Consider the following 22,287-nt stretch of genomic DNA (forward strand, 5'->3'; position numbering starts at 1 on the left):
ACGACGCCCGGATTTTTCGTATATCCGGGCGTCATGTGCCTGCGTTAGTCTGACCGTTCCTTGCCGGCTGCCGAGCTTTCCATGCCTGACCTGCTTGACCGCTACCCGCTGACGGCGGGCACCTATCACGAACTGCTCGACGACAGCGGGGCGGTGCGCCCGCACTGGCGGCGACTGGTCGACCAATTGCAGCGCAGCACCCCGGCGCAACTGGTGCAGCGTCAGGCGTTGCTGACCCGGCAGATTCAGGAAAACGGCGTCACCTACAACGTCTATGCCGACCCCAAGGGCGCGGATCGTCCGTGGGAGCTGGATCTGCTGCCCCACGTGATCGCCGCTGACGAGTGGCAACAGCTGTCTGCCGGGATCGCCCAGCGCGCTCGGCTGCTCAATGCGGTGCTGGCGGACCTGTATGGCCCGCAGCAGTTGATTCGCGAAGGCTTACTGCCGGCGGAGCTGGTGTTCGGCCACAACAACTTTCTCTGGCCCTGTCAGGGCATTGCGCCGCCGGACGGGGCTTTTCTGCATCTGTATGCCGTGGATCTGGCACGCACACCGGACGGGCGCTGGTGGGTGACGGCGGATCGTACCCAGGCGCCATCGGGGGCCGGTTATGCGCTGGAAAACCGCACCATCGTGTCCCGCGCCTTTCCCGAGTTGTATCGGGATCTGAAAGTGCAGCACCTGGCCGGATTCTTCCGCACCTTGCAGGAAACCCTGGCCCGTCAGGCCCCCTGCGACGATGGCGCGCCGCTGGTGGTGTTGCTGACCCCAGGGCGTTTCAACGAGAGCTATTTCGAACATCTTTATCTGGCGCGCCAGCTCGGTTATCCGCTGGTGGAGGGCAGTGACCTGACGGTACGTGATGCCACGGTCTACCTGAAAACCCTCAGTGGCCTGCGCCGGGTGCACGCGATCATGCGCCGGCTCGACGATGACTTCTGCGATCCGCTGGAGCTGCGCACGGATTCGGCGCTCGGCGTTCCCGGATTGCTGGAGGCAGTGCGTCAGAGCCGGGTGCTGGTGGCCAATGCGCTGGGCAGTGGCGTGCTGGAGTCTCCGGGTCTGCTGGGTTTCCTGCCGAAGATCAATCAGTACCTGTTCGGCGAAGATCTGATCCTGCCGTCCATCGCCACGTGGTGGTGCGGCGAAGCGCCGGTGTTGGCCCAGGCCCTGGAAAAACTGCCGGAGCTGTTGATCAAACCGGCGTTCCCGTCGCAAAGCTTCACACCGGTGTTTGGTCGGGATCTGAGCGAAAAACAGCGTGAAAGTCTCGCCGCGCGCATGCAGGCCCGCCCTTATGCCTATGTCGCGCAAGAACTCGCCCAGTTGTCCCAGGCGCCGATCTGGCAGCCCGAGGACGGGCAACTGCAACCCCGGGCGATCGGCATGCGCATGTACGCGGTGGCCAGTCACGACGGTTATCGGGTGCTGCCCGGTGGCCTGACCCGGGTCGCGGCCGAAGCCGATGCCGAAGTGGTGTCGATGCAGCGCGGTGGTGCGAGCAAGGACACTTGGGTGCTTGGGGATCGACCGCCGAGCGGTGAGCAGTGGAAAGCCCAGCGCAACATCGGCGTGCCCGATCTGGTGCGCCGCGATCCGTACCTGCCGTCGCGGGTGGTGGAAAACCTGTTCTGGTTTGGCCGTTACTGCGAGCGCTGCGACGACAGCGCGCGGCTGTTGCGGATAATGCTCGCGCGTTACGTCGACGGCGATGACCCGCAAGCCCTGCAGGCCGCCGTGGAGCTCGGTGAGCGGTTGATGCTGCTGCCGGACGAAGGTGAACTGCCGGAGCGCTTGCTCGCGGCACTGCTCGGCGAGGACTGGTCGTTCAGCCTGCGTTCCAACCTGCAACGCTTGCAGTGGGCGGCATCGCAGGTACGCGGCAAGCTGTCCCGGGAAAACTGGCAGGCACTGGTGGAGCTGCAGCGCGAGGCTTCGGAGCTGGACACCGACGAGCCGGATTTCGGCGAGCTGCTGGATTTTCTCAACCGGTTGGTGATGTCGCTGGCGGCGCTGTCCGGGTTTGCCCTCGACGACATGACCCGTGACGAAGGCTGGCGCTTCCTGATGATCGGCCGGCGAATCGAGCGCCTGCAATTTCTCAGCAGCAGCCTCGCGGGTTTCCTGCGCGGCGCCGGGGCGTTCGATCAGGCCGGGCTTGAGTGGTTGCTGGAGCTGGGCAACAGCAGCATCACCTATCGCTCGCGTTATCTGGCGGTGGCGCAGTTGATTCCGGTGCTCGACCTGTTGCTGCTGGATGAGCAGAACCCCCATGCGGTGCTGTTCCAGTTGAAGCTGGTGACCCGCACTCTCAAGCGTCTGAATGATGACTTCGGTGTGCCGAGAGAGGCTGGGTTGTCGCCGCTGGTCGAGCGTCTGGCGCGCTTCGACCTGAGCTGTCTGGAGAATCCGCTGTTCGGTGAATCCAGCGTGCGCGCGGCCCTCGACGGTCTGGCGGATCTGTTGCAGGAGATCGCCGACGCCAGCAGTCAGGTGTCGGATCGTCTGGCCCTGCGCCATTTCGCCCATGTCGATGATGTCAGCCAGCGCACGGTGTCCGTCTGATGAGCGCCCATTACCAGATCTTTCACGACACGTGCTATCGCTACGACAGCCCGGTGTCCCTGGCCCAGCAACTGGCGCATTTGTGGCCGCGCGAATGCGAGTGGCAGCGCTGCACCGAACAGCAATTGCTGATCAGTCCTGAGCCGACCACCCGCCGGGACGAGCAGGATGTGTTCGGCAATCCGCTGACTCGCCTGGCCTTCGAGCGGCCCCACGATGAGTTGCAGGTCAACGCACGGTTGACGGTCGAAGTGCTGGCGCGTCCCGTGGTGGATTTCCACCAGTCGCCGGCCTGGGAACTGACGCGTAACGCGCTGAGCTACAGCAGCCAGCCGCTGTCCGCCTCGTTGCTGGAAGCCTGTCGCTATCGATTCCAGTCGCCCTACGTGCACCTGAAGCGCAGTTTCGTCGAGTTCTCGGAGAGCTGTTTCCCGGCTGGCAGGCCGTTGATGCTGGGCGTGCAGGCCCTGATGCAGAAGATCTTCAGCGAATTCACCTTCGACGCCGAAGCGACACAGGTCGCGACGCCGCTGGTGGAAGTGCTGGAGCGCCGGCGCGGGGTCTGTCAGGACTTCGCGCACCTGATGCTCGCCTGTGTGCGATCACGCGGGCTGGCGGCACGTTACGTCAGCGGCTACCTGCTGACCCAACCGCCACCGGGGCAGCCACGGTTGATCGGCGCCGATGCGTCCCATGCCTGGGTCTCGGTGTTTTGCCCGGTGCTGGGCTGGGTGGATTTCGATCCGACGAACAATGTTCAGCCGGGGCTGGAGCACATCACCCTGGCCTGGGGACGGGATTTTTGCGATGTCTCGCCGTTGCGCGGGGTGATTCTGGGGGGAGGGAGCCATGATCCGGAGGTGCGGGTCACGGTGATGCCACTGGAGGAATAGAAAACAAATGTGGGAGCGAGCCTGCTCGCGATGACAGTCGGTCAGTCACATCCATTTCAGATGTGCCGCCCTCATCGCGAGCAAGCTCGCTCCCACAGGGATTGTGTTCAGTGGTCTTTCGGTGCCTCAACATCATCATCGGTCGCCACTTCACCGTCAGGGTTCAGTGCCGCTTCTTCAGCCATCTGTTTCTTGCGCTGAAGCTTTTCCTCTTTCTTCTGTTCCTTGGCCAGGTCACGTTGACGTTTGGCGAAGGAGTAATTGGGTTTGGCCATGGGCGATCCTCTGGGGTCGAAGGTGAGGTTGAGCGGCGCGTATTCTGCCCTGTATCGGTGCCCGGCGGCTAACCGGGTTTCTGGTCGACCCATTTTGGGGTGACGGTGGGCTTCCAGTGGTCGAGGGCTTCGAGCAGCGTTTGCGGCGATTCACTCACTTGCAGCATGTCACGGTGCGGCGCACGAACGAAGCCTTCGCCGACGATGTGATCGAGAAATGCAGTGAGTTTGCTGTAGAAACCGTTCACTTCCAGCAGGCCCAGCGGCTTGCCGTGGTAGCCGAGTTGGCCCCAGGTCCAGACTTCGAACAGCTCCTCCAGGGTGCCAAGGCCACCGGGCAGGGCGATGAACGCATCGCTGAGTTCGGCCATCCGCGCTTTGCGCGCGTGCATGCCGTCGACCACTTCCAGACGCGTCAGGCTCTTGTGACCGATTTCCTTGTCCATCAGGCTCTGCGGGATGATGCCGATCACTTCGCCGCCGGCCGCCAGCGCGGCGTCCGCGACAATCCCCATCAGGCCGACGGCGCCACCGCCGTAGACCAGCGTCAGCTTACGCTCGGCGATAGCCGTGCCGAGGGCAATGGCGGCTTCGGTGTACGCCGGGGTGGTGCCGGCGTTGGCACCGCAAAATACACAAACGGATGTGAGAGACATGCCTTCCTCCTGGGTCAATCGGTCACAGGGTAATGGCTGGCACGCCTTGATCCAAGGGCTAGACTTCGCGTTTCGGGGTTTCATAGGTGCCGCTGGCACCACAGGCGTAGGCGGCGAGCAGACTGCACAACAGGCTGTTGAAGGACATGACGGATGCTCCAGATGAACGTTGAGCCCTGAAGATACGGCCCGGCCAATCGTCTGGCTGTTAGATTGTTTCGATGAGTGTCATAGCCTGAAAGTTGTATACAATTTTTGACTCAAGTCATAGGAACTTGCGAAGATTTCAGGCAGTCTTCCAACCATTCGTGTTTTTGTTAACCCTGCCTTGGAGATTCACCATGTTTTCCAAAGTTGTTGCGGTATCCCTGCTGGCGCTGGCCAGCAGCCAATTGATGGCTGCCGAGTGCAAAACCACCGTTGATTCCACCGACCAGATGTCCTTCAACACCAAGGCCATCGAAATCGACAAGAGCTGCAAGACCTTCACCGTCGAGCTGACCCACTCCGGCAGTCTGCCGAAGAACGTCATGGGCCATAACCTGGTGATCAGCAAAGAAGCCGACATGCAGCCGATCGCCACCGACGGCCTGGCCGCCGGCATCGACAAGAACTACCTGAAGGACGGTGACGAGCGCGTTATCGCTCACACCAAGATCATCGGCGCCAAGGAAACCGACTCGGTGACCTTCGACGTGTCCAAGCTCAAGGCTGACGAGAAGTACGGCTTCTTCTGCTCGTTCCCGGGCCACATCTCGATGATGAAAGGCACCGTGACCCTGAAGTAGTAAAGCGGCTTAGTCATTGAAGAACGCCGCGGCGAGCGATTGCTGCGGCGTTTTTGCGTCTGTGATATTCATTTTGCCCAAATGCGGCGTTCACCATTTGGCTTCGCTTGTTTAGCCCATTGGTCGGAAACGCACACTCACCTGTAAGTTCTGACAGTAGACGAAGATTTTGAGCGCAAGCCAAATGCTAATGCGTCAAGAGGGCTTGGCGGATATCTCACATTGGAGCTTTTCATGAACACTAAAGAGACATCAGGTTGGGGGACTTGGGCGAGGCCTGGGGGTGCGATTTCAACGAATAATGAACTTCGCATTGACAAGATTCTCAACAGCAAGGGTGAGCTAATCGAAAGCGGAGGTGTTACCGAAGCCGGCGATTTGACTGTTTCAGGCGTGACGCCGATAGGTCAAAGCGTATTTATCTACAATGCTCGAAACTTTGATGGCTTCGCTAGGGCTAAGGTCGATCCAACGGGGGTTTTCAGCGCCTTAGTGCCTGGACGCCCGCCTGAAACTTATGATTTCTTCGCTTTAAATCTCCCCGGTGGGGCTGAATCAGTAATCTATAGCATTACCTTGACCTAGGATCATGAATAAACTCCGAAATGGCAGGAGATGACGGAGGGGGTACAGCCCGCTGAGTAACGTTCAGCGGGCTTTTTCATTCACTCAGTGATCACGGCGCAAACGGCATTACGCGCTTGTGATGCGTCTTCTTGTAAGTGCTAACGATGATGTCAAACGCTTCCTGACGCACCGGCTCGCCGTGCAGGAAAGCGTCGATCTCGGCGTAGGTCACGCCGTGGGAGGCCTCGTCCGGCTTGCCCGGCGAGAGGTCTTCCAGATCCGCGGTCGGCACTTTTTCCACCAGCGATTCCGGTGCGCCGAAGCTGCGGGCGATGGCGCGGACCTGGTTTTTCACCAGGCCGCTCAGTGGCGCCAGGTCGCAGGCGCCGTCACCGAACTTGGTGAAGAAACCCATCACCGCTTCCGCCGCGTGATCGGTGCCGATCACCAGGCCGTGAGCCGCGCCGGCGATGGTGTACTGGGCAACCATGCGCATCCGCGCCTTGGTGTTGCCGAGCACGAAATCCACCGACACCGCGTGCTTGCCTTCGAAGGCTGCGACTTCGCTGGCCAGGGATTTCACCGCCGGGCCGATGTTGACGGTGTGGCGCTCGTCCGGGGCGATGAAGTCCACCGAGGCCTGGGCGTCGTGTTCATCGAACTGCACGTCGTACGGCAGGCGCACGGCGATGAACTTGTAGGCCTCGTCACCCGTGCGCTCGCGCAGTTCACGCATGGCGCGCTGGGCCAAAAGGCCTGCGGTCAGTGAATCGACACCGCCGCTGATGCCCAGCACCAGAGTCTTGAGTCCGGAATTGGTCAGGCAATCCTGGATGAAGGTGATGCGTCGGGCGACTTCCGCTTCGAGGGCCTGGTAATCGGCGAACGGCGGCTGAACGTTGAGCTGTTCAGCAATCTCACGCTGTACGGCTTGCATGAATTCACTCCTTGCTGGAAAGGCTGGAAACGGCAGGAACCTGGAAAACGTGTCGCAAATAGGCGACGAAATTCGGGTCTTTGCAGTGGGTCTTGCCCGGCTCGTCGGAGATCTTCGCCACCGGTTGGCCGTTGCAGGCGGTCATTTTAAGCACGATGCTCATCGGTTCGACACCCGGAATGTCACAGGTCAGGTTGGTGCCGATGCCAAAGCTGACATTGATCCGGCCGCGCAGCGCCCGGAAAATCTCCAGCGACTTGGGCAGCGTCAGGCTGTCGGAGAACACCAGGGTCTTGCTCATCGGGTCGATGCCGAGCTTGTGATAGTGGGCGATGCATTTTTCGCCCCACTGCACCGGATCCCCGGAATCGTGACGTAAACCGTCGAACAGCTTGGCGAAGAACAGATCGAAATCGCCGAGGAACGCGTCGGTGGTGATGCAGTCGGTCAAGGCGATCCCCAGCAGGCCGCGATACTCGCGGACCCAGCAATCGAGGGCGGCGATCTGGCTGTCGATCAGTCGTGGGCCGAGTTGCTGGTGGGCCATGATCCATTCATGGGCCATGGTGCCCAACGGTTTCATGTCCAGTTCGCGGGACAGGTGCACGTTGCTGGTGCCGACGAAGCGTCCGGGGAAATCATGCTTGAGCACGTTCACCACTTCTTCCTGAACACGGTAGGAAAACCGCCGGCGTGTGCCGAAATCGGCGACCTGCAACTGCGACAATTCTTCGGCCGAGGCGTTGGCCGTCAGCCAGTCGAACTTGCGGTAAAGCTGTTCGCGAGCCTGTTCCAGCACCGTTTCACGGTAGCGATAGCGGTTGCGCACTTCGCTGACGATCGCCAGCAGCGGCACTTCAAACAGGATCACATGCAGCCACGGCCCGCGCAGGCGGATGAACAGCTCGCCGTTCTCGATGCCGGTGTGCAGGTAGCGCAGGTTGAAACGGAACAGACCGAGGAAGCGCAGGAAATCCGGCTTGAGGAACGAGATGCGCTCGAGAAAGCTCAGCTGATCGGCGCTCAGGCTCAACTCGGCCAGACGCTCGACCTGGAAGCGGATCTCCGCCAGATACGGGCGCAGATCTTCACTGTTACGGCAACGGAACTCCCATTCGACTTCGACGTTGGGGTAGTTGTGCAGCACCGCCTGCATCATCGTCAGTTTGTAGAAGTCGGTGTCGAGCAGGTTCTGCACGATGCGATCGGCAAACACACTCTCGCTCATAACGGGGTCTCCAGACGGGCCGCGCTCTGGCGCGGTATCAATCAATGGCGCTAGTGGCGCATATCCGGGGTGGGGATTGCCAGCGATTTTTTGACCGCCACAGATCCCTGTGGGAGCGAGCCTGCTCCGGGCGGCGATCCGACGATAGCGTTCCTCCAGTCAACATCGATTGTGAATGTAGCGCCCTCTTCGCGAGCAGGCTCGCTCCCACATTTTCAAGCATCGGGACTGTCGATCTGCTCCAGCATCCACTTCACGAAATCCCGCACCTTGGGCACTTCCGCCGCGTGTTCCGGATAAGCCAGGTAATACGCATCGGTGCTGGGCATTGCATGCTGCCAGGGAATGACCAGTTTGCCGTCGGCCAATTCCTCTTCCACCAGAAACCTCGGCAACAGCGCAACGCCGCAGCCGACCTGCGCGGCGCGGATGCACATATAAAAGGTTTCGAAACGCGGGCCGTGGTAGCTGTGTTCGGTCTGGTAGCCCTGGCTGTCGAACCAGTCGTGCCACGCTTGCGGGCGCGAAGCATTCTGCAGCAGGACCAGATCGGTGAGTTGCGTTGGATCAGTTAACGGAGTGTCCGGCAGGCTGCTCGGCGCGCAGACCGGCACCAGTTCTTCGCCGAACAGCTTCAGGCATTCGGTGCCGGGACGTGAGCCCTGGCCGAAATAGAACGCCAGGTCGCTACGCCCTTGCAGCAGGTCATCGGCCTCCTGCTCGTTACACAGATCCAGATGAATCGATGGATGACGCAGGCGCCAGCCCTTGAGGCGCGGCACCAGCCAGCGGGCGCCGAAGGTCGAGGGCGTGGAGACGCGCAGGACTTCGGTTTCGCCGCCGTAGGAACGCAGGTAATGGGTCGACATCTCGACCTGGGTCAGGATTTTTCTGACTTCCACCAGGTACAGATCGCCGGCCGGGGTCATCTGCAAACGGCGGCGTACCCGACGAAACAACAAGTGCTGTAACAATTCTTCGAGCTGCGCCACCTGCTTGCTGACAGCGCTCTGGGTCAGGTTCAGTTCCTCGGCGGCCCGGGTGAAGCTCAGGTGCCGGGTCACGGCCTCGAAGCACTGCAACGCGGTGATCGACGGCAAGTGGCGTTTGTTCAGCATGGGCGATCCTTTTCTTGTCTTTCTGCGCAGCATGAATAAACGGAATGATATCTCGCGTAAAGGTCGTTTGTTGCACGGCCTTCCTGACGCTACAACTAAAGGTCTGCCCGGTCGTGAAATCGCGCCCGCACACATTCAGTTTTTTGCTTGAGGAGTGACCCATGGTTGCCGCATTGCTTGATCGTCTAGGTGTGAACCCGGCCCTGTACCAGAACGGCAAAGTGCCGGTGCATTCGCCCATCGACGGCAGCCGCATCGGCGCCGTGAACTGGGAAGGCCCGGCCGAAGTGGAGCAGCACATCAGTCGCGCAGATCATGCGTTCGAACAATGGCGCAAGGTGCCGGCCCCGCGTCGCGGCGAGCTGGTGCGTCAGTTCGGCGAAGTCCTGCGCGAGTACAAGAATGATCTTGGCGAACTGGTTTCCTGGGAGGCCGGCAAGATTACTCAGGAAGGCCTCGGTGAAGTGCAGGAGATGATCGACATCTGCGACTTCGCCGTCGGTCTGTCCCGCCAGTTGTACGGTTTGACCATCGCCTCCGAGCGTCCGGGCCACCACATGCGTGAAACCTGGCACCCGCTGGGCGTGGTCGGCGTGATCAGTGCATTCAACTTCCCGGTCGCGGTGTGGGCGTGGAACACCACGCTGGCGCTGGTCTGCGGCAACCCGGTGGTGTGGAAGCCGTCGGAGAAAACCCCGCTGACCGCGTTGGCCTGTCAGGCGCTGTTCGAACGCGTGCTGAAGAATTTCAGCGATGCCCCGGCGCACCTGAGCCAGGTGATCATCGGCGGTCGCGATGCCGGCGAAGCGCTCGTGGATGACCCGCGTGTCGCGCTGATCAGCGCCACCGGCAGCACCCGCATGGGCCGCGAAGTGGCGCCGAAAGTCGCCGCACGCTTTGCCCGCAGCATTCTCGAACTGGGCGGCAACAACGCGATGATCCTCGGCCCGAGCGCCGATCTGGACATGGCCGTGCGCGCCATTCTGTTCAGCGCCGTCGGCACTGCCGGCCAGCGTTGCACCACGTTGCGTCGACTGATCGCCCATGAATCGGTGAAAGAAGAAATCGTCACCCGCCTCAAAGCCGCGTACTCCAAGGTCCGTATCGGTCACCCGCTGGAAGGCAACCTGATCGGCCCGCTGATCGACAAGCACAGCTTCGAAAACATGCAGGATGCACTGGAGCAGGCGTTGAGCGAGGGCGGCCGGGTGTTCGGCGGCAAGCGCCAACTGGAAGATCAATTCCCGAATGCTTACTACGTGTCGCCGGCCATCGTTGAAATGCCGGAGCAGAGCGACGTGGTGTGCAGCGAGACTTTCGCACCGATCCTGTACGTGGTTGGCTACAGCGATTTCGAAGAGGCGCTGCGCCTGAACAACGCCGTGCCGCAGGGCCTGTCGTCGTGCATCTTCACCACCGATGTGCGCGAGGCCGAGAAATTCATGTCGGCGGTCGGCAGTGACTGCGGCATTGCCAACGTCAACATCGGCCCGAGCGGCGCGGAAATCGGCGGCGCGTTTGGCGGTGAAAAAGAAACGGGCGGCGGTCGTGAGTCGGGCTCGGATGCATGGCGCGCGTACATGCGCCGTCAGACCAACACCGTGAACTACTCGCTGGAGTTGCCGCTGGCGCAGGGCATTACTTTCGACTGACAGTTGGATATTCCCCCTGTGGGAGCGAGCTTGCTCGCGAATGCGGTGGTTCAGTCGACATCAAAGTTGGCTGAAACGCCGCTTTCGTTGGAGCGCCACCCGGAGCAGGCTCGCACCCACATTGTTGAACTGTGTGTTTGTTAGGTTTCTGTTGGAGTCTGGCAATGCCGTTACGCGAAGAATGTCTGTGGGAAAAACTCACGCCGCAACGACCGGATAACACGGCGCTCAGGGGCGAGGTCAAAGTCGATGTCTGCGTGATCGGCGCCGGGTTTACCGGGCTGTCGGCGGCGCTGCATCTGTTGGAAAAGGGCAAGAGCGTCTGCGTGCTCGAAGCCCATCGCGCCGGGCATGGCGGGTCCGGACGCAATGTCGGGTTGGTCAACGCCGGGATGTGGATCCCGCCGGACGAGATCGAGGCCGGTTTCGGCGAGGCGGTCGGCAGTCAGCTCAACCGCATGCTCGGTGCGGCGCCGGCGCTGGTGTTCAGCCTTGTGGATAAATACAACATCGATTGCCAGTTACGCCGCGAAGGCACCCTGCACATGGCGCACAACGCCAAGGGTGAGGCGGATCTGCGCAGTCGCGAAGAACAGTGGAAACGCCGCGGGGCGCCGGTCGAACTGTTGACCGGCAAGGCCTGTGAACAGGCGACTGGCACGCAGAAGATTGCCGCCGCGTTGCTCGACCGGCGCGCAGGTACGCTCAATCCGATGGCTTATGTCACCGGGCTGGCCAATGCAGTGATCAGCCTTGGCGGGCGGATGTTCGATCACTCCCCGGTCGCGCGTCTTGAGCGCCAAGGGCAGAAATGGTCGGTGCAGACCGAGCAGGGTTCGGTGCTCGCCGAACAAGTGGTGATCGCCTCCAACGCCTACACCGAAGGCGACTGGACCGAACTCAAGCGCAACTTCTTCCCCGGTTACTACTATCAGGTCGCTTCGGTGCCGCTCACCGAAGATGCCGCCCATGAAATTCTTCCGGGGGGGCAGGGCTCGTGGGATACCCGTCAGGTGCTGAGCAGCATCCGCCGCGACAAGGACGGACGTCTGCTGCTGGGCAGCCTCGGCAACGGCAATCAGAAACCGACCTGGTTCCTCAAAGCCTGGGCCGACCGGGTACAGCAGCATTACTTTCCCAACCTCAAACCCGTGGAGTGGGAATGCACCTGGACCGGGCGCATCGCCTTCACTCCCGATCACCTGATGCGCCTGTTCGAGCCAGCACCGGGACTGGTGGCCGTCACCGGTTACAACGGTCGTGGAGTGACCACCGGCACCGTGGTCGGCAAGGCCTTCGCCGATTACCTGTGTAACGGAAATCCTCAGGCGTTGCCGATTCCCTTCGCACCGATGCAGCCCCTGGCGGGTGTGGGCTTGCGCAGTTGTCTGTACGAGGCCGGGTTCTCGCTGTATCACGCGGGCCAGTGCCTGCGGATCGTCATTTGAGTGTTGAAATATGTTGCCGGAAGCGGCGCTTTTCGATGTAGCGACTAGCCTGTAATGGTGCGGGTTGTAGCAGTCCCGCACCAGCAGTGTGCAGTTCGGTGACGCGGGCTGTTACAGGCTGGTTGCACGTCGTTTGGCGCCGCGGTTGCAATGATGGCGCGTGCGGGTTGCGCCTGAAAAAATAATTGGTTTCACCTTCCGCGGTTTAGACGGTTGCACGCCCAATGAAAATGGGAACGAAACAGTCGAAATAACAAGAAAGCAGCGACTTTTTGAAGAATAAAAAACCGATGGCACGGCCCTTGCTCTGAGCATTCAAGTGAAGTCGCAGTGCCAACTAAAAAAAACCTTGGAGCACCACCTCATGTCCCAGACGTTTTACAAGAAAGGCTTTCTGGCCCTCGCAGTGGCTACTGCGCTGGGTGTTTCTGCGTTTGCACAAGCTGATGTGAAAATCGGTGTGGCGGGTCCGATGACGGGCGCCAACGCGGCATTTGGCGAGCAGTACATGAAAGGGGCACAAGCGGCGGCCGACGCGGTCAACGCGGCTGGCGGCGTAAACGGGGAGAAGATCGTCCTGGTCAAGGGCGACGACGCTTGCGAACCGAAACAGGCGGTGACGGTCGCCAAGGACCTCACCAACCAGAAAGTCGCCGGTGTGGTCGGTCACTTCTGCTCGTCTTCCACCATTCCCGCGTCCGAGATCTACGACGAAGCCGGCATCATCGCGATCACCCCGGGTTCCACCAACCCGCAAGTGACCGAGCGCGGCCTGAGCGCCATGTTCCGTATGTGCGGCCGTGACGACCAGCAAGGCATCGTTGCCGGCGATTACATCGTCGACGTGCTCAAGGGCAAGAAAGTCGCCGTGCTGCACGACAAGGACACCTACGGTCAGGGCCTGGCCGATGCGACCAAGGCTCAGCTGGAAAAACGCGGCGTGAAGCCGGTGCTGTACGAAGGCCTGACCCGTGGCGAGAAAGACTTCAGCGCCGTGGTTACCAAGATCCGTGCGGCCGGTGCCGACGTGGTCTACTTCGGCGGCCTGCACCCGGAAGCCGGTCCACTGGTCAAGCAACTGCGTACCGAAGGCCTGAAGGACGTGAAGTTCATGTCTGACGACGGCATCGTGACCGACGAACTGGTGACTACCGCTGGTGGCCCGCAATACGTCGACGGCGTGCTGATGACCTTCGGCGCCGACCCGCGTCTGCTGCCGGAAAGCAAGACTGTCGTGGATGCCTTCCGCAAGGCAGGCACCGAGCCTGAGGGCTACACCCTGTACGCCTACGCCTCTATTCAGGCGCTGGCTGCCGGCTTCAACGGCGCCAAGTCCAACAAGGGCGAAGACGCTGCCAAATGGCTGAAAGCCAACCCTGTGAAAACCGTGATGGGCGAGAAGACCTGGGACGCCAAGGGCGACCTGAAAGTCTCCGACTACGTGGTTTACCAGTGGGACAAGGACGGCAAATATCACCAGCTGGAAAAACAGAAGTAAGGGCTGACGCGATCAGTTGATCCCACTCATCCCATGTGGGAGCGAGCTTGCTCGCGAAGACGGAATCACAGGCAACATCCTTGTTGAATGTTTAACCGCTTTCGCGAGCAAGCTCGCTCCCACAGGATCCTGTGGTAATCGAGCTGAATGCGCTCTGACATTGCTCCGACGTAAATCTGTATTTTTCCTAGAAGAACCGCACGCCTCAGGGTGTGCAGGTTCTCACTGCGTGAGATTGCGTTATGGATGGTATTTTCCTGCAGCAACTGGTCAACGGCCTGACCCTCGGGTCGGTCTATGGCCTGATCGCCATCGGCTACACAATGGTCTACGGCATCATCGGCATGATCAACTTCGCCCACGGCGAGGTTTACATGATTTCCGCTTACCTCGCGGCAATCAGTCTGGCTCTGCTGGCTTACTTCGGTATCGAATCCTTCCCGCTGCTGATGCTCGGCACACTGGTCTTCACCATCGTCGTCACGGGCGTGTATGGCTGGGTCATCGAACGCATCGCCTACAAACCACTGCGCAACTCCACCCGACTGGCGCCGCTGATCAGCGCCATCGGTATCTCCCTGATCCTGCAAAACTATGCCCAGATCAGCCAGGGCGCCCGCCAACAGGGTGTTCCGACGCTGCTCACCGGTGCCTGGCGCATTGACGTCGGCTCGGGCTTCGTCCAGCTGACCTACACCAAGATCTTCATTCTCGTCGCGGCGTTCGTCGGGATGGGCCTGCTGACCTACGTGATCAAGTACACCAAGCTCGGCCGCATGTGCCGCGCGACCCAGCAAGACCGCAAGATGGCCTCGATCCTGGGAATCAACACCGACCGGGTGATTTCCTATGTGTTCATCATCGGTGCAGCGATGGCGGCCCTGGCCGGCGTGCTGATCACCATGAACTACGGCACGTTCGACTTCTACGCAGGCTTCGTCATCGGCATCAAGGCGTTCACCGCTGCGGTGCTCGGCGGGATCGGCTCGCTGCCTGGTGCCATGCTCGGCGGGATCATCCTCGGGATCTCCGAGTCGCTGTTCTCGGGCCTGGTCAACTCCGACTACAAAGACGTGTTCAGCTTCTCGCTGCTCGTACTTGTTCTGGTCTTCCGGCCTCAGGGCCTGCTGGGCCGTCCTCTTGTGTCGAAGGTGTAAGCGATGTCTTCAACCACTACAAAATCCATCGATGTCAAAAAAAGCCTGGTTGAGGCGATTCTCGCCGGTCTGATCGCCCTGATCGTGTTTGGGCCGATTGTCGGCGTGGTACTCGACGGCTACAGCTTCAACCTCGAGCCGACCCGCGTGGCGTGGATCATTGCCATCGTCATGGCCGGCCGGTTGGCTCTCAGCCTGTTCCTGCAAACGCCCAAGGGCCTGCGCATCCTCGAAGGATTCGAGAGCACCGGTTCCGGCGTGCATGTGTTGCCCGCCGATCACAAATCCCGCCTGCGCTGGATCATCCCGCTGCTGATCGTGCTGGCCGTGGCCGTGCCGTTCGTGTCCAACTCCTACCTGCTGGGCGTGGTCATCCTCGGACTGATCTACGTGCTGCTGGGGCTGGGCCTGAACATTGTGGTCGGTCTGGCCGGCCTGCTCGACCTGGGTTACGTGGCGTTCTACGCCATCGGTGCCTACGGTCTGGCGCTCGGTTATCAGTACCTCGGGCTGGGCTTCTGGACGGTGCTGCCGCTGGCGGCGATCACCGCTGGCCTTGCCGGTTGCATCCTCGGTTTCCCGGTGCTGCGCCTGCACGGCGACTACCTGGCGATCGTGACCCTGGGCTTCGGTGAAATCATTCGTCTGGTGCTCAACAACTGGCTGTCCCTGACCGGCGGCCCGAACGGTATGCCGGCGCCATTGCCGACCTTCTTCGGTCTGGAATTCGGCAAGCGGGCGAAGGATGGCGGGGTGCCGTTCCACGAGTTCTTCGGCATCGCCTACAACCCGGACGTGAAGTACTACTTCATCTATGCGGTGCTGTTCCTGGTGGTGCTGGCCGTGCTGTACATCAAACACCGTCTGGTGAAGATGCCGGTCGGTCGCGCCTGGGAAGCGCTGCGTGAAGACGAGATCGCCTGCCGCTCGATGGGCCTCAACCACGTGCTGGTCAAGCTCTCGGCGTTCACTATCGGTGCCTCCACGGCGGGTCTGGCGGGTGTGTTCTTCGCCACTTACCAAGGCTTCGTCAACCCGACCTCGTTCACCTTCTTCGAATCGGCACTGATCCTCGCCATCGTCGTGCTCGGCGGCATGGGCTCGACCATCGGTGTGGTGATCGCAGCGTTCGTGCTGACCGTCGCCCCGGAACTGCTGCGCGGCTTCGCCGAATACCGCGTGCTGCTGTTCGGGATCCTGATGGTGTTGATGATGATCTGGCGACCTCGCGGGCTGATCCGCATCAGCCGTACCGGGGTCACTCCACGCAAAGGTGCCATTCACTATGAGAGGACTGCGCCATGAGTGAAGTCGTACTCTCTGTTGAAAAACTGATGATGCATTTCGGTGGCATCAAAGCCTTGAGCGATGTCAGCCTGAAGGTCAAACGCAACTCGATCTTCGCCCTGATCGGTCCCAACGGCGCCGGAAAGACCACGGTGTTCAACTGCCTGACCGGGTTCTATAAGGCCTCCGGCGGCAAGATCGAACTCAACGTGCGCGGCCAGCAGACCAACGTCATCCAGCTGCTGGGCGAGTCGTTCAAGCCGACCGACTTCGTCTCGCCGAAAAACTTTGCCAGTCGCCTGTACTACAAGATGTTCGGCGGCACCCATCTGGTGAACCGCGCGGGCCTGGCCCGGACGTTCCAGAACATTCGTCTGTTCAAGGAAATGTCGGTGCTGGAAAACCTGCTGGTGGCCCAGCACATGTGGGTCAACCGCAACATGCTGGCCGGCATCCTCAACACCAAGGGTTACCGCAAGGCCGAAAGCGACGCGCTGGACTGCGCGTTCTACTGGCTGGAAGTGGTGGATCTGGTGGACTGCGCCAACCGTCTGGCCGGTGAACTGTCCTACGGTCAGCAACGCCGTCTGGAAATCGCCCGGGCCATGTGCACGCGGCCGCAGATCATCTGCCTCGACGAACCGGCCGCGGGCCTCAACCCTCAGGAAACCGAAGCGCTGAGCGCGATGATCCGGCTGCTGCGCGACGAGCACGATCTGACCGTGGTGCTGATCGAACACGACATGGGCATGGTAATGAGCATTTCCGATCACATCGTGGTGCTGGACCACGGCATCGTCATCGCCGAGGGCGGGCCGGATGCCATTCGTAACGATCCGAAAGTGATCGCTGCCTACCTGGGCGCCGACGAAGAGGAAGTCGTATGACGCAACCCATCCTCGAACTCAAGGAACTGGACGTGTTCTACGGCCCGATCCAGGCCCTCAAAGGCGTTTCGCTGCAGATCAACGAAGGAGAAACCGTCAGCCTGATCGGCTCCAACGGTGCTGGCAAATCCACGCTGTTGATGTCGATCTTCGGCCAGCCACGGGCGGCGGGAGGGCAGATCCTCTATCAGGGCGTGGACATTACCCACAAGTCATCGCACTACATCGCCTCCAACGGTATCGCGCAATCGCCGGAAGGGCGGCGGGTGTTCCCCGACATGACCGTCGAGGAAAACCTGCTGATGGGTACCATTCCGATCGGCGACAAGTACGCCAAGGAAGACATGCAGCGCATGTTCGAGCTGTTCCCTCGGCTCGAAGAGCGCCGGACTCAACGTGCGATGACCATGTCCGGCGGCGAGCAGCAGATGCTCGCCATCGCCCGGGCGCTGATGAGCCGGCCCAAGCTGTTGCTGCTGGACGAACCGAGCCTGGGCCTGGCGCCGATCGTGGTGAAACAGATCTTCGCCACCCTGCGGGAACTGGCGAAAACCGGCATGACCATCTTCCTCGTCGAGCAGAACGCCAACCATGCGTTGAAACTGTCCGACCGGGCGTACGTGATGGTCAACGGCGAGATCCGCCTGACGGGCACCGGCAAGGAACTGCTGGTTAACGAGGAGGTGCGTAACGCTTACCTCGGCGGTCACTGATCGGTTGAAGTTGTCCACAAGCCCCGATGCGTGAGTGTCGGGGCTTTTTTGCGTCTGCTTGTTCGCTGAAAACAAGGACTTTCGGGAAATTGTGGAAAACAAAATCGCCAACCTGCCAAAGCGCGACATAAAGCCGCTGCAAATGGCTGTTTTTCCACAGTTTTGACTTGTCCCCGTTTGCTGTGGAGCTGGCTGTGAATAACGTGGGTGTAGCTGGCTGAAGGCCTTTGAATTCGTGGCTTGTAGCGCTGTGGTTGTTTTTTGAACAGCGTGTTTTTGCTGAGGGTCAGGCCTGTTTGTCAACCTTTTTATGGGGGGGCAAAACAGCGCGGATGACTGTGGTCAATCCTGTGGATAAGTCTGTGATTAAACTCTGGAAAGACTCGGCTAAGGGCCGTAATTGCTGGCCTCGCGCAATCACGCACATGACCGGCCGGTCGTGCAAAATGCCCTGCCCGGCACAACTGGTTGATCAGGGTCAAGCAAAAAACTTTCCAGATCGCCCGCAAAGCCTTGTGTGGCGCGGCTTTGCGCTTTTCCACTTGCCCCCGGAAACTGTGGAAGGGCTTGTGGATAACGTGCGTGCACATGGCTACAGGCCACGGCGTGTCTGGTGTAGCGGCCATTGATCAATTAATGAGCAGGATTCGGTGGTTGCCGGTTAAAGCGGGGCCGGGCATGCTGCCCGCTGATTTTCTATTCCAATGGCTGCCCCGGCGGCCGAAGCAAGGAGAACACGATGTCCAACACCCTGTTTATCACCGGCGCGACCTCCGGTTTTGGTGAAGCCTGTGCCCGTCGTTTTGCCGAGGCCGGCTGGAAACTGGTGCTGACCGGTCGTCGTGAAGAACGCCTCAACGCGCTGTGCGCCGAGCTGTCGAAGCAGACCGAAGTGCATGGCCTGGTGCTGGACGTGCGTGATCGCAAAGCGATGGAAGAGGCGATTGCCAACCTGCCGCCATCGTTCGCCAAGCTGCGGGGCCTGATCAACAACGCCGGGCTGGCGCTGGGCGTGGATCCGGCACCGAAGTGCGACCTCGACGATTGGGACACCATGGTCGACACCAACGTCAAAGGCCTGATGTACAGCACTCGCCTGTTGCTGCCACGCCTGATTGCCCACGGTCGCGGCGCCGGCATCATCAACCTCGGTTCCATCGCCGGTAACTACCCGTACCCGGGCAGCCACGTCTACGGCGCGACCAAGGCGTTCGTCAAACAGTTCTCGCTGAACCTGCGTTGCGACCTGCAGGGCACTGGCGTGCGCGTCAGCAACATCGAGCCGGGCCTGTGCGAGAGCGAGTTCTCGCTGGTGCGTTTCGCCGGCGATCAGGCGCGTTACGACGCCACCTACGCCGGTGCCGAGCCGATCCAGCCGCAGGACATCGCCGAGACGATCTTCTGGGTGCTGAATGCGCCGGCGCACATCAACATCAACAGCCTTGAGCTGATGCCTGTGAGCCAGACCTGGGCCGGTTTTGCCATCGAGCGCAACAAGGCCTGACACCGCGTAACGGCTAATCGCTGGCAAGCCAGCTCCCACAAGATTATCGGTGTACCCAAGCCCTGGGATCGCCTTGAAACCTGTGGGAGCGGGCTTGCCCGCGATGGGGCCGGAACAGGCAAAATCCCCGCATGGGGTAGACTCCTCACTCAACAACCCCGCCGCACCCAGCGGTTTTCAAGGTTTTTCGAGGAGTCAAAGTGAGTAACCGAGGTGAGCAGTCGCTGCTCAAACAATCGACCATCCTGATGTTGGCCGTGTCGATCGCCGGGATCGTCACCGGTTTTGTTTCGGGTTCCCAGTCCATCCTGTTCGATGGCTTTTTTTCGTTGATTGCCACGTTCATCAAAGTTCTGATGCTGATCACCGCGAAGCTGATCGCCAAGCAAAGCAACCAGCGCTTCCAGTTCGGCTTCTGGCATCTGGAGCCGATGGTGCTGCTGATCGAGGGCAGTTTCCTGCTGCTGATCGCCATCTACGCGTTTCTCAACGGCGTGTTCGGCATCGTCAACGGCGGTCGTGAGATCGAACTGGGGCTGGTGATCATCTACGCGGCGGTGTTTACCGTTGTCGAGTTCGCCTACTTCTTCTACGTGCGCCACCGTAATCGCAAGCTCAAGTCGAGCCTGATCCAGTTCGACAACATCAGCTGGCTGGTGGACGCGATGCTGTCGGTGGGCCTGTTGATCAGTTTCCTCGCGGCGCTGCTGCTCAAGTCCCAGGGCTATGGCGAATGGGCGAAGTTCGTCGACCCGCTGATTCTCATCGTGCTGGCCCTGACCATGCTGCCGCCGGCTTTCAAGATCCTTGGCCCGGCGCTACGGGACGTGCTCGGCATCGCGCCGGACACGTTGGACGATCAAGTGCGCCAGGTGATGGATGCGGCCAAGGTCGAGCATGGTTTCGACGACTACGTGTCCTACGTGCAGAAGCACGGACGGGCGCGATTCATCGAAATTCATGTGGTGTTGCCGGCGGATTACCGGCTGCAGAGCGTTGGTCAGCTGGATGTGCTGCGTGAGGAGATTTCCGCGAAGCTCGGGAAACCGGACGCGGCGCGCTGGCTGACCATCAGCTTTACGGGCGACAAAAAGTGGATCGCCTAGCGACCGCGTAACGGCCTTCGCGAGCAGGCTCGCTCCCACGCTGGAATTGCGCCGAACAGACTATTTGTGAGCCGCCAATGACCTGTGGGAGCCAGCCTGCTGGCGATTGCGGAGGGTCAGTTAGCGTAGATATTCAGTCAGACCGGCATAGCAGGTCGCCAAGTGATACGGCGTGGTCGACGGCATGTCCTTGCGGCTGACCTCGCCCTGATCGTCGCGGCACTCGTGCCAGCCGCCGGCATGCAGGAAGCGCTGTTGCAGCGCCTGCAACTGACGCAACACCGCGCTTTCGCTGCCCGGACGCAACGTCAGGGCGCGCAGGTATTCGGCCTGGGCCCAGATGCGCTGGGTTGAATCCTTCCCGTGTCCTTGCGGATCAAGCATGGCCAGCACCGCACCGGTGTCGGCCTCGACGCCCTGCTGTTCGGTGAAGGCAAACGCACGATCCAGTGCCGCGTGCAGCTTCGACCCGCGCAACAGCGGCGAGGATTCGAGCAGGAAATACCACTCAAATTGATGCCCCGGCTCAAACCAGTTATCCACAGCCCCCAGCGGTTTTTCCATCAACACGCCCTGCTGCGGTTCGATGAAGCGCTTGTGCATGGCTGTGCATAACTCGCTCAGCGCCTGCCGGGTCTGGGGATCTTCGCGCACGGCCAACGTGGCCAGGAAGGCTTCGGCCAGGTGCATCAGCGGGTTTTGCAGCGGGCCGGTTTCCAGCGTGATCCAGTCGCGTTCGAGGCAGGCTTCGTAGAGGCCGTCGCCCGTTGCGAATCGCCGACCGATGACTTCCAGTGCAGCGTTCAGGGTCGATTCGACCAAGGGTTCGCGAGACTTTTCCCAGTAATGCGCACAGGCGAACAGGATAAAGGCGTGGGTATAGAGGTCCTTGCGCTGATCCAGCGGTTTGCCCTGCGGATCGATGCTGTAGAACCAGCCGCCGTGCTCGGCATCGTGGAAGTGCCGTTGCAGGGAACGGAACAGCGCGGCCGCGCGGGCTTCGGCATTATCCACAACCCCGATCAGGCTGGAAAACAGGTACAGCTGCCGTGCGCAGGCCATGGCCCGGTAGCGCTGCGGTGGCAGCGGCTGATGCGCGGCGTCCAGCGCCTCGTAAGGCAACGCCATGTCGGCGTTCCAGCCCGGTCCTTGCCAGAGGGGCACGATCACGTTCAGAAAGTGCTGTTGCACTTCACCGAACAGGGTGGTCAATTCAGGCAGGGAGGTGGAGCGGGAAGCGTGGGGCATGGGCGGACGTCGTCACGGCAGGGGCGATTGCGCGACATGGTAGCAGAGAGACCGGCCTTAGAGACGCGGTGTCTGTCAGGCTGCTATCGCCAGCAGGCTAGCTCCCACAATGGATTTGCAGCGTACACAATCCTGTGGGAGCCAGCCTGCTGGCGATGAGGCCGGATCAGGCGATAAAAATCAGCCAGCCAGCAACCACGCGCCCGTCACCGCCGAAGCAGCTCCGGCCAGCCGAACCAGCGGCGCGGCAGCCTGAGGCAGAAAACGCACGACGGCATAACCCGCCGCATGCAGGGCCGCCGTCGCGAGCACGAACCCTGCGGCATACGCCCACGGGCTCGACATGTCCGGCAACTCCAGGCCATGGGCCACGCCATGGAACAGCGCAAACAGCGCCGTCGCCGCCACCGCCATCACCAGCGGTGGACGCACGGCGAGCGCCACGGCCAGGCCCAGCGCCAGCACCGACGCGGCAATCCCGCTTTCCAGCGCCGGCAGCTCCAGCCCTTCGAAACCGAGCAGGCCGCCGATCAGCATGGTGCCGACGAAGGTGCACGGCAGCGCCCAGCGTGCGGCGCCTTGCTGCTGCGCGGCCCACAGACCGACGGCCACCATCGCCAGCAAATGGTCGAGACCGCCGATCGGGTGGCTGATGCCGGCCACCAGGCCAGAGTCGCCGTGGCCGGGGTGGGCGAAGGCCAGGGCTGGAGTCAGCAGCAGCGCGACGGCGCCGAGAATGCGTTTGAGTGTCATGGAT

The 22,287-nt window shown here is 61.1% G+C and carries 20 protein-coding genes; 13 read left to right on the forward strand and 7 right to left on the reverse strand.

The window, feature by feature from the left end:
• The first annotated feature begins 81 nt into the window (after positions 1 to 81).
• On the forward strand, positions 82 to 2,568 hold the full coding sequence (locus N8H71_RS09275) for a circularly permuted type 2 ATP-grasp protein (protein WP_262193742.1): 2,487 nt from the start codon (positions 82 to 84) through the stop codon (positions 2,566 to 2,568).
• Positions 2,568 to 3,461: a transglutaminase family protein gene (locus tag N8H71_RS09280; RefSeq protein ID WP_262193743.1), complete on the forward strand. Its 894-nt coding sequence runs from the start codon at positions 2,568 to 2,570 to the stop codon at positions 3,459 to 3,461. The genes N8H71_RS09275 and N8H71_RS09280 overlap by 1 nt, the downstream gene beginning before the upstream one ends.
• Before the next feature lie 107 nt (positions 3,462 to 3,568).
• On the opposite strand, the gene N8H71_RS09285 is transcribed toward N8H71_RS09280, so the two are convergent.
• A complete protein-coding gene (locus N8H71_RS09285) occupies positions 3,569 to 3,736 on the reverse strand; it encodes a hypothetical protein (protein ID WP_262193744.1) in 168 nt (55 codons plus the stop codon).
• A gap of 68 nt (positions 3,737 to 3,804) precedes the next feature.
• Positions 3,805 to 4,392: a TIGR00730 family Rossman fold protein gene (locus N8H71_RS09290; protein WP_115076357.1), complete on the reverse strand. Its 588-nt coding sequence runs from the start codon at positions 4,390 to 4,392 to the stop codon at positions 3,805 to 3,807.
• 341 nt (positions 4,393 to 4,733) lie between these two features.
• Between N8H71_RS09290 and azu the strand changes: the two genes are divergently transcribed.
• Together azu and N8H71_RS09300 are read left to right on the forward strand one after the other, a co-directional pair.
• Positions 4,734 to 5,180 carry an azurin gene (gene azu, locus N8H71_RS09295; RefSeq protein ID WP_064593127.1) on the forward strand — a complete coding sequence of 149 codons (447 nt, stop codon included), beginning with the start codon at positions 4,734 to 4,736 and terminating at the stop codon, positions 5,178 to 5,180.
• A gap of 234 nt (positions 5,181 to 5,414) precedes the next feature.
• Positions 5,415 to 5,765, forward strand: a complete 351-nt coding sequence (locus tag N8H71_RS09300) for a hypothetical protein (protein ID WP_262193745.1) — start codon at positions 5,415 to 5,417, stop codon at positions 5,763 to 5,765.
• Between the two features lie 91 nt (positions 5,766 to 5,856).
• Here N8H71_RS09300 and nadE read toward each other — a convergent pair whose 3' ends face one another.
• The 3 genes from nadE to N8H71_RS09315 all read right to left on the reverse strand — a co-directional run bounded on the left by nadE (position 5,857) and on the right by N8H71_RS09315 (position 9,030).
• On the reverse strand, positions 5,857 to 6,684 hold the full coding sequence (gene nadE / locus N8H71_RS09305; RefSeq protein ID WP_262193746.1) for an ammonia-dependent NAD(+) synthetase: 828 nt from the start codon (positions 6,682 to 6,684) through the stop codon (positions 5,857 to 5,859).
• 4 nt (positions 6,685 to 6,688) lie between these two features.
• On the reverse strand, positions 6,689 to 7,912 hold the full coding sequence (gene pncB / locus N8H71_RS09310) for a nicotinate phosphoribosyltransferase (protein WP_085685119.1): 1,224 nt from the start codon (positions 7,910 to 7,912) through the stop codon (positions 6,689 to 6,691).
• Between the two features lie 215 nt (positions 7,913 to 8,127).
• Positions 8,128 to 9,030 carry a LysR family transcriptional regulator gene (locus N8H71_RS09315; RefSeq protein ID WP_262193747.1) on the reverse strand — a complete coding sequence of 301 codons (903 nt, stop codon included), beginning with the start codon at positions 9,028 to 9,030 and terminating at the stop codon, positions 8,128 to 8,130.
• Between the two features lie 161 nt (positions 9,031 to 9,191).
• Here N8H71_RS09315 and amaB point away from each other — a divergent pair, with 161 nt between their 5' ends.
• From amaB to N8H71_RS09360, 9 genes are all read left to right on the forward strand, one after another.
• Positions 9,192 to 10,682, forward strand: a complete 1,491-nt coding sequence (gene amaB / locus N8H71_RS09320) for an L-piperidine-6-carboxylate dehydrogenase (RefSeq protein WP_262193748.1) — start codon at positions 9,192 to 9,194, stop codon at positions 10,680 to 10,682.
• A gap of 164 nt (positions 10,683 to 10,846) precedes the next feature.
• A complete protein-coding gene (amaA, locus tag N8H71_RS09325; RefSeq protein ID WP_262193749.1) occupies positions 10,847 to 12,130 on the forward strand; it encodes an L-pipecolate oxidase in 1,284 nt (427 codons plus the stop codon).
• Positions 12,131 to 12,494: 364 nt separating this feature from the next.
• Complete coding sequence (locus N8H71_RS09330; protein ID WP_262193750.1) at positions 12,495 to 13,628, forward strand: ABC transporter substrate-binding protein; 1,134 nt, start codon at positions 12,495 to 12,497, stop codon at positions 13,626 to 13,628.
• A gap of 242 nt (positions 13,629 to 13,870) precedes the next feature.
• On the forward strand, positions 13,871 to 14,785 hold the full coding sequence (locus N8H71_RS09335) for an ABC transporter permease subunit (RefSeq protein ID WP_007950661.1): 915 nt from the start codon (positions 13,871 to 13,873) through the stop codon (positions 14,783 to 14,785).
• A gap of 3 nt (positions 14,786 to 14,788) precedes the next feature.
• Positions 14,789 to 16,090: a high-affinity branched-chain amino acid ABC transporter permease LivM gene (gene livM, locus N8H71_RS09340; RefSeq protein WP_262193752.1), complete on the forward strand. Its 1,302-nt coding sequence runs from the start codon at positions 14,789 to 14,791 to the stop codon at positions 16,088 to 16,090.
• Positions 16,087 to 16,959, forward strand: a complete 873-nt coding sequence (locus N8H71_RS09345; protein ID WP_007950657.1) for an ATP-binding cassette domain-containing protein — start codon at positions 16,087 to 16,089, stop codon at positions 16,957 to 16,959. Before livM ends, N8H71_RS09345 begins: the two co-directional genes overlap by 4 nt.
• Positions 16,956 to 17,672, forward strand: coding sequence for an ABC transporter ATP-binding protein (locus tag N8H71_RS09350; protein WP_262193753.1), 717 nt, complete (start codon positions 16,956 to 16,958; stop codon positions 17,670 to 17,672). Before N8H71_RS09345 ends, N8H71_RS09350 begins: the two co-directional genes overlap by 4 nt.
• 739 nt (positions 17,673 to 18,411) lie before the next feature.
• Positions 18,412 to 19,176 (forward strand): SDR family oxidoreductase, encoded by a 765-nt coding sequence (locus N8H71_RS09355; protein ID WP_011332209.1) that lies wholly within the window; start codon positions 18,412 to 18,414, stop codon positions 19,174 to 19,176.
• Between the two features lie 200 nt (positions 19,177 to 19,376).
• Positions 19,377 to 20,282 (forward strand): cation diffusion facilitator family transporter, encoded by a 906-nt coding sequence (locus N8H71_RS09360; RefSeq protein WP_262193755.1) that lies wholly within the window; start codon positions 19,377 to 19,379, stop codon positions 20,280 to 20,282.
• Positions 20,283 to 20,402: 120 nt separating this feature from the next.
• Here the strand turns inward: N8H71_RS09360 and N8H71_RS09365 are convergent, their stop codons facing one another.
• Complete coding sequence (locus N8H71_RS09365; RefSeq protein WP_262193756.1) at positions 20,403 to 21,530, reverse strand: AGE family epimerase/isomerase; 1,128 nt, start codon at positions 21,528 to 21,530, stop codon at positions 20,403 to 20,405.
• A 180-nt stretch (positions 21,531 to 21,710) separates the two neighbouring features.
• Positions 21,711 to 22,283 (reverse strand): HupE/UreJ family protein, encoded by a 573-nt coding sequence (locus N8H71_RS09370; protein WP_262193758.1) that lies wholly within the window; start codon positions 22,281 to 22,283, stop codon positions 21,711 to 21,713.
• Between the last annotated feature and the right edge of the window lie 4 nt (positions 22,284 to 22,287).

The sequence above is a fragment of the Pseudomonas koreensis genome (assembly GCF_025447595.1).
In the GTDB taxonomy this organism is placed as follows: Bacteria; Pseudomonadota; Gammaproteobacteria; order Pseudomonadales; family Pseudomonadaceae; genus Aquipseudomonas; species Aquipseudomonas koreensis_H.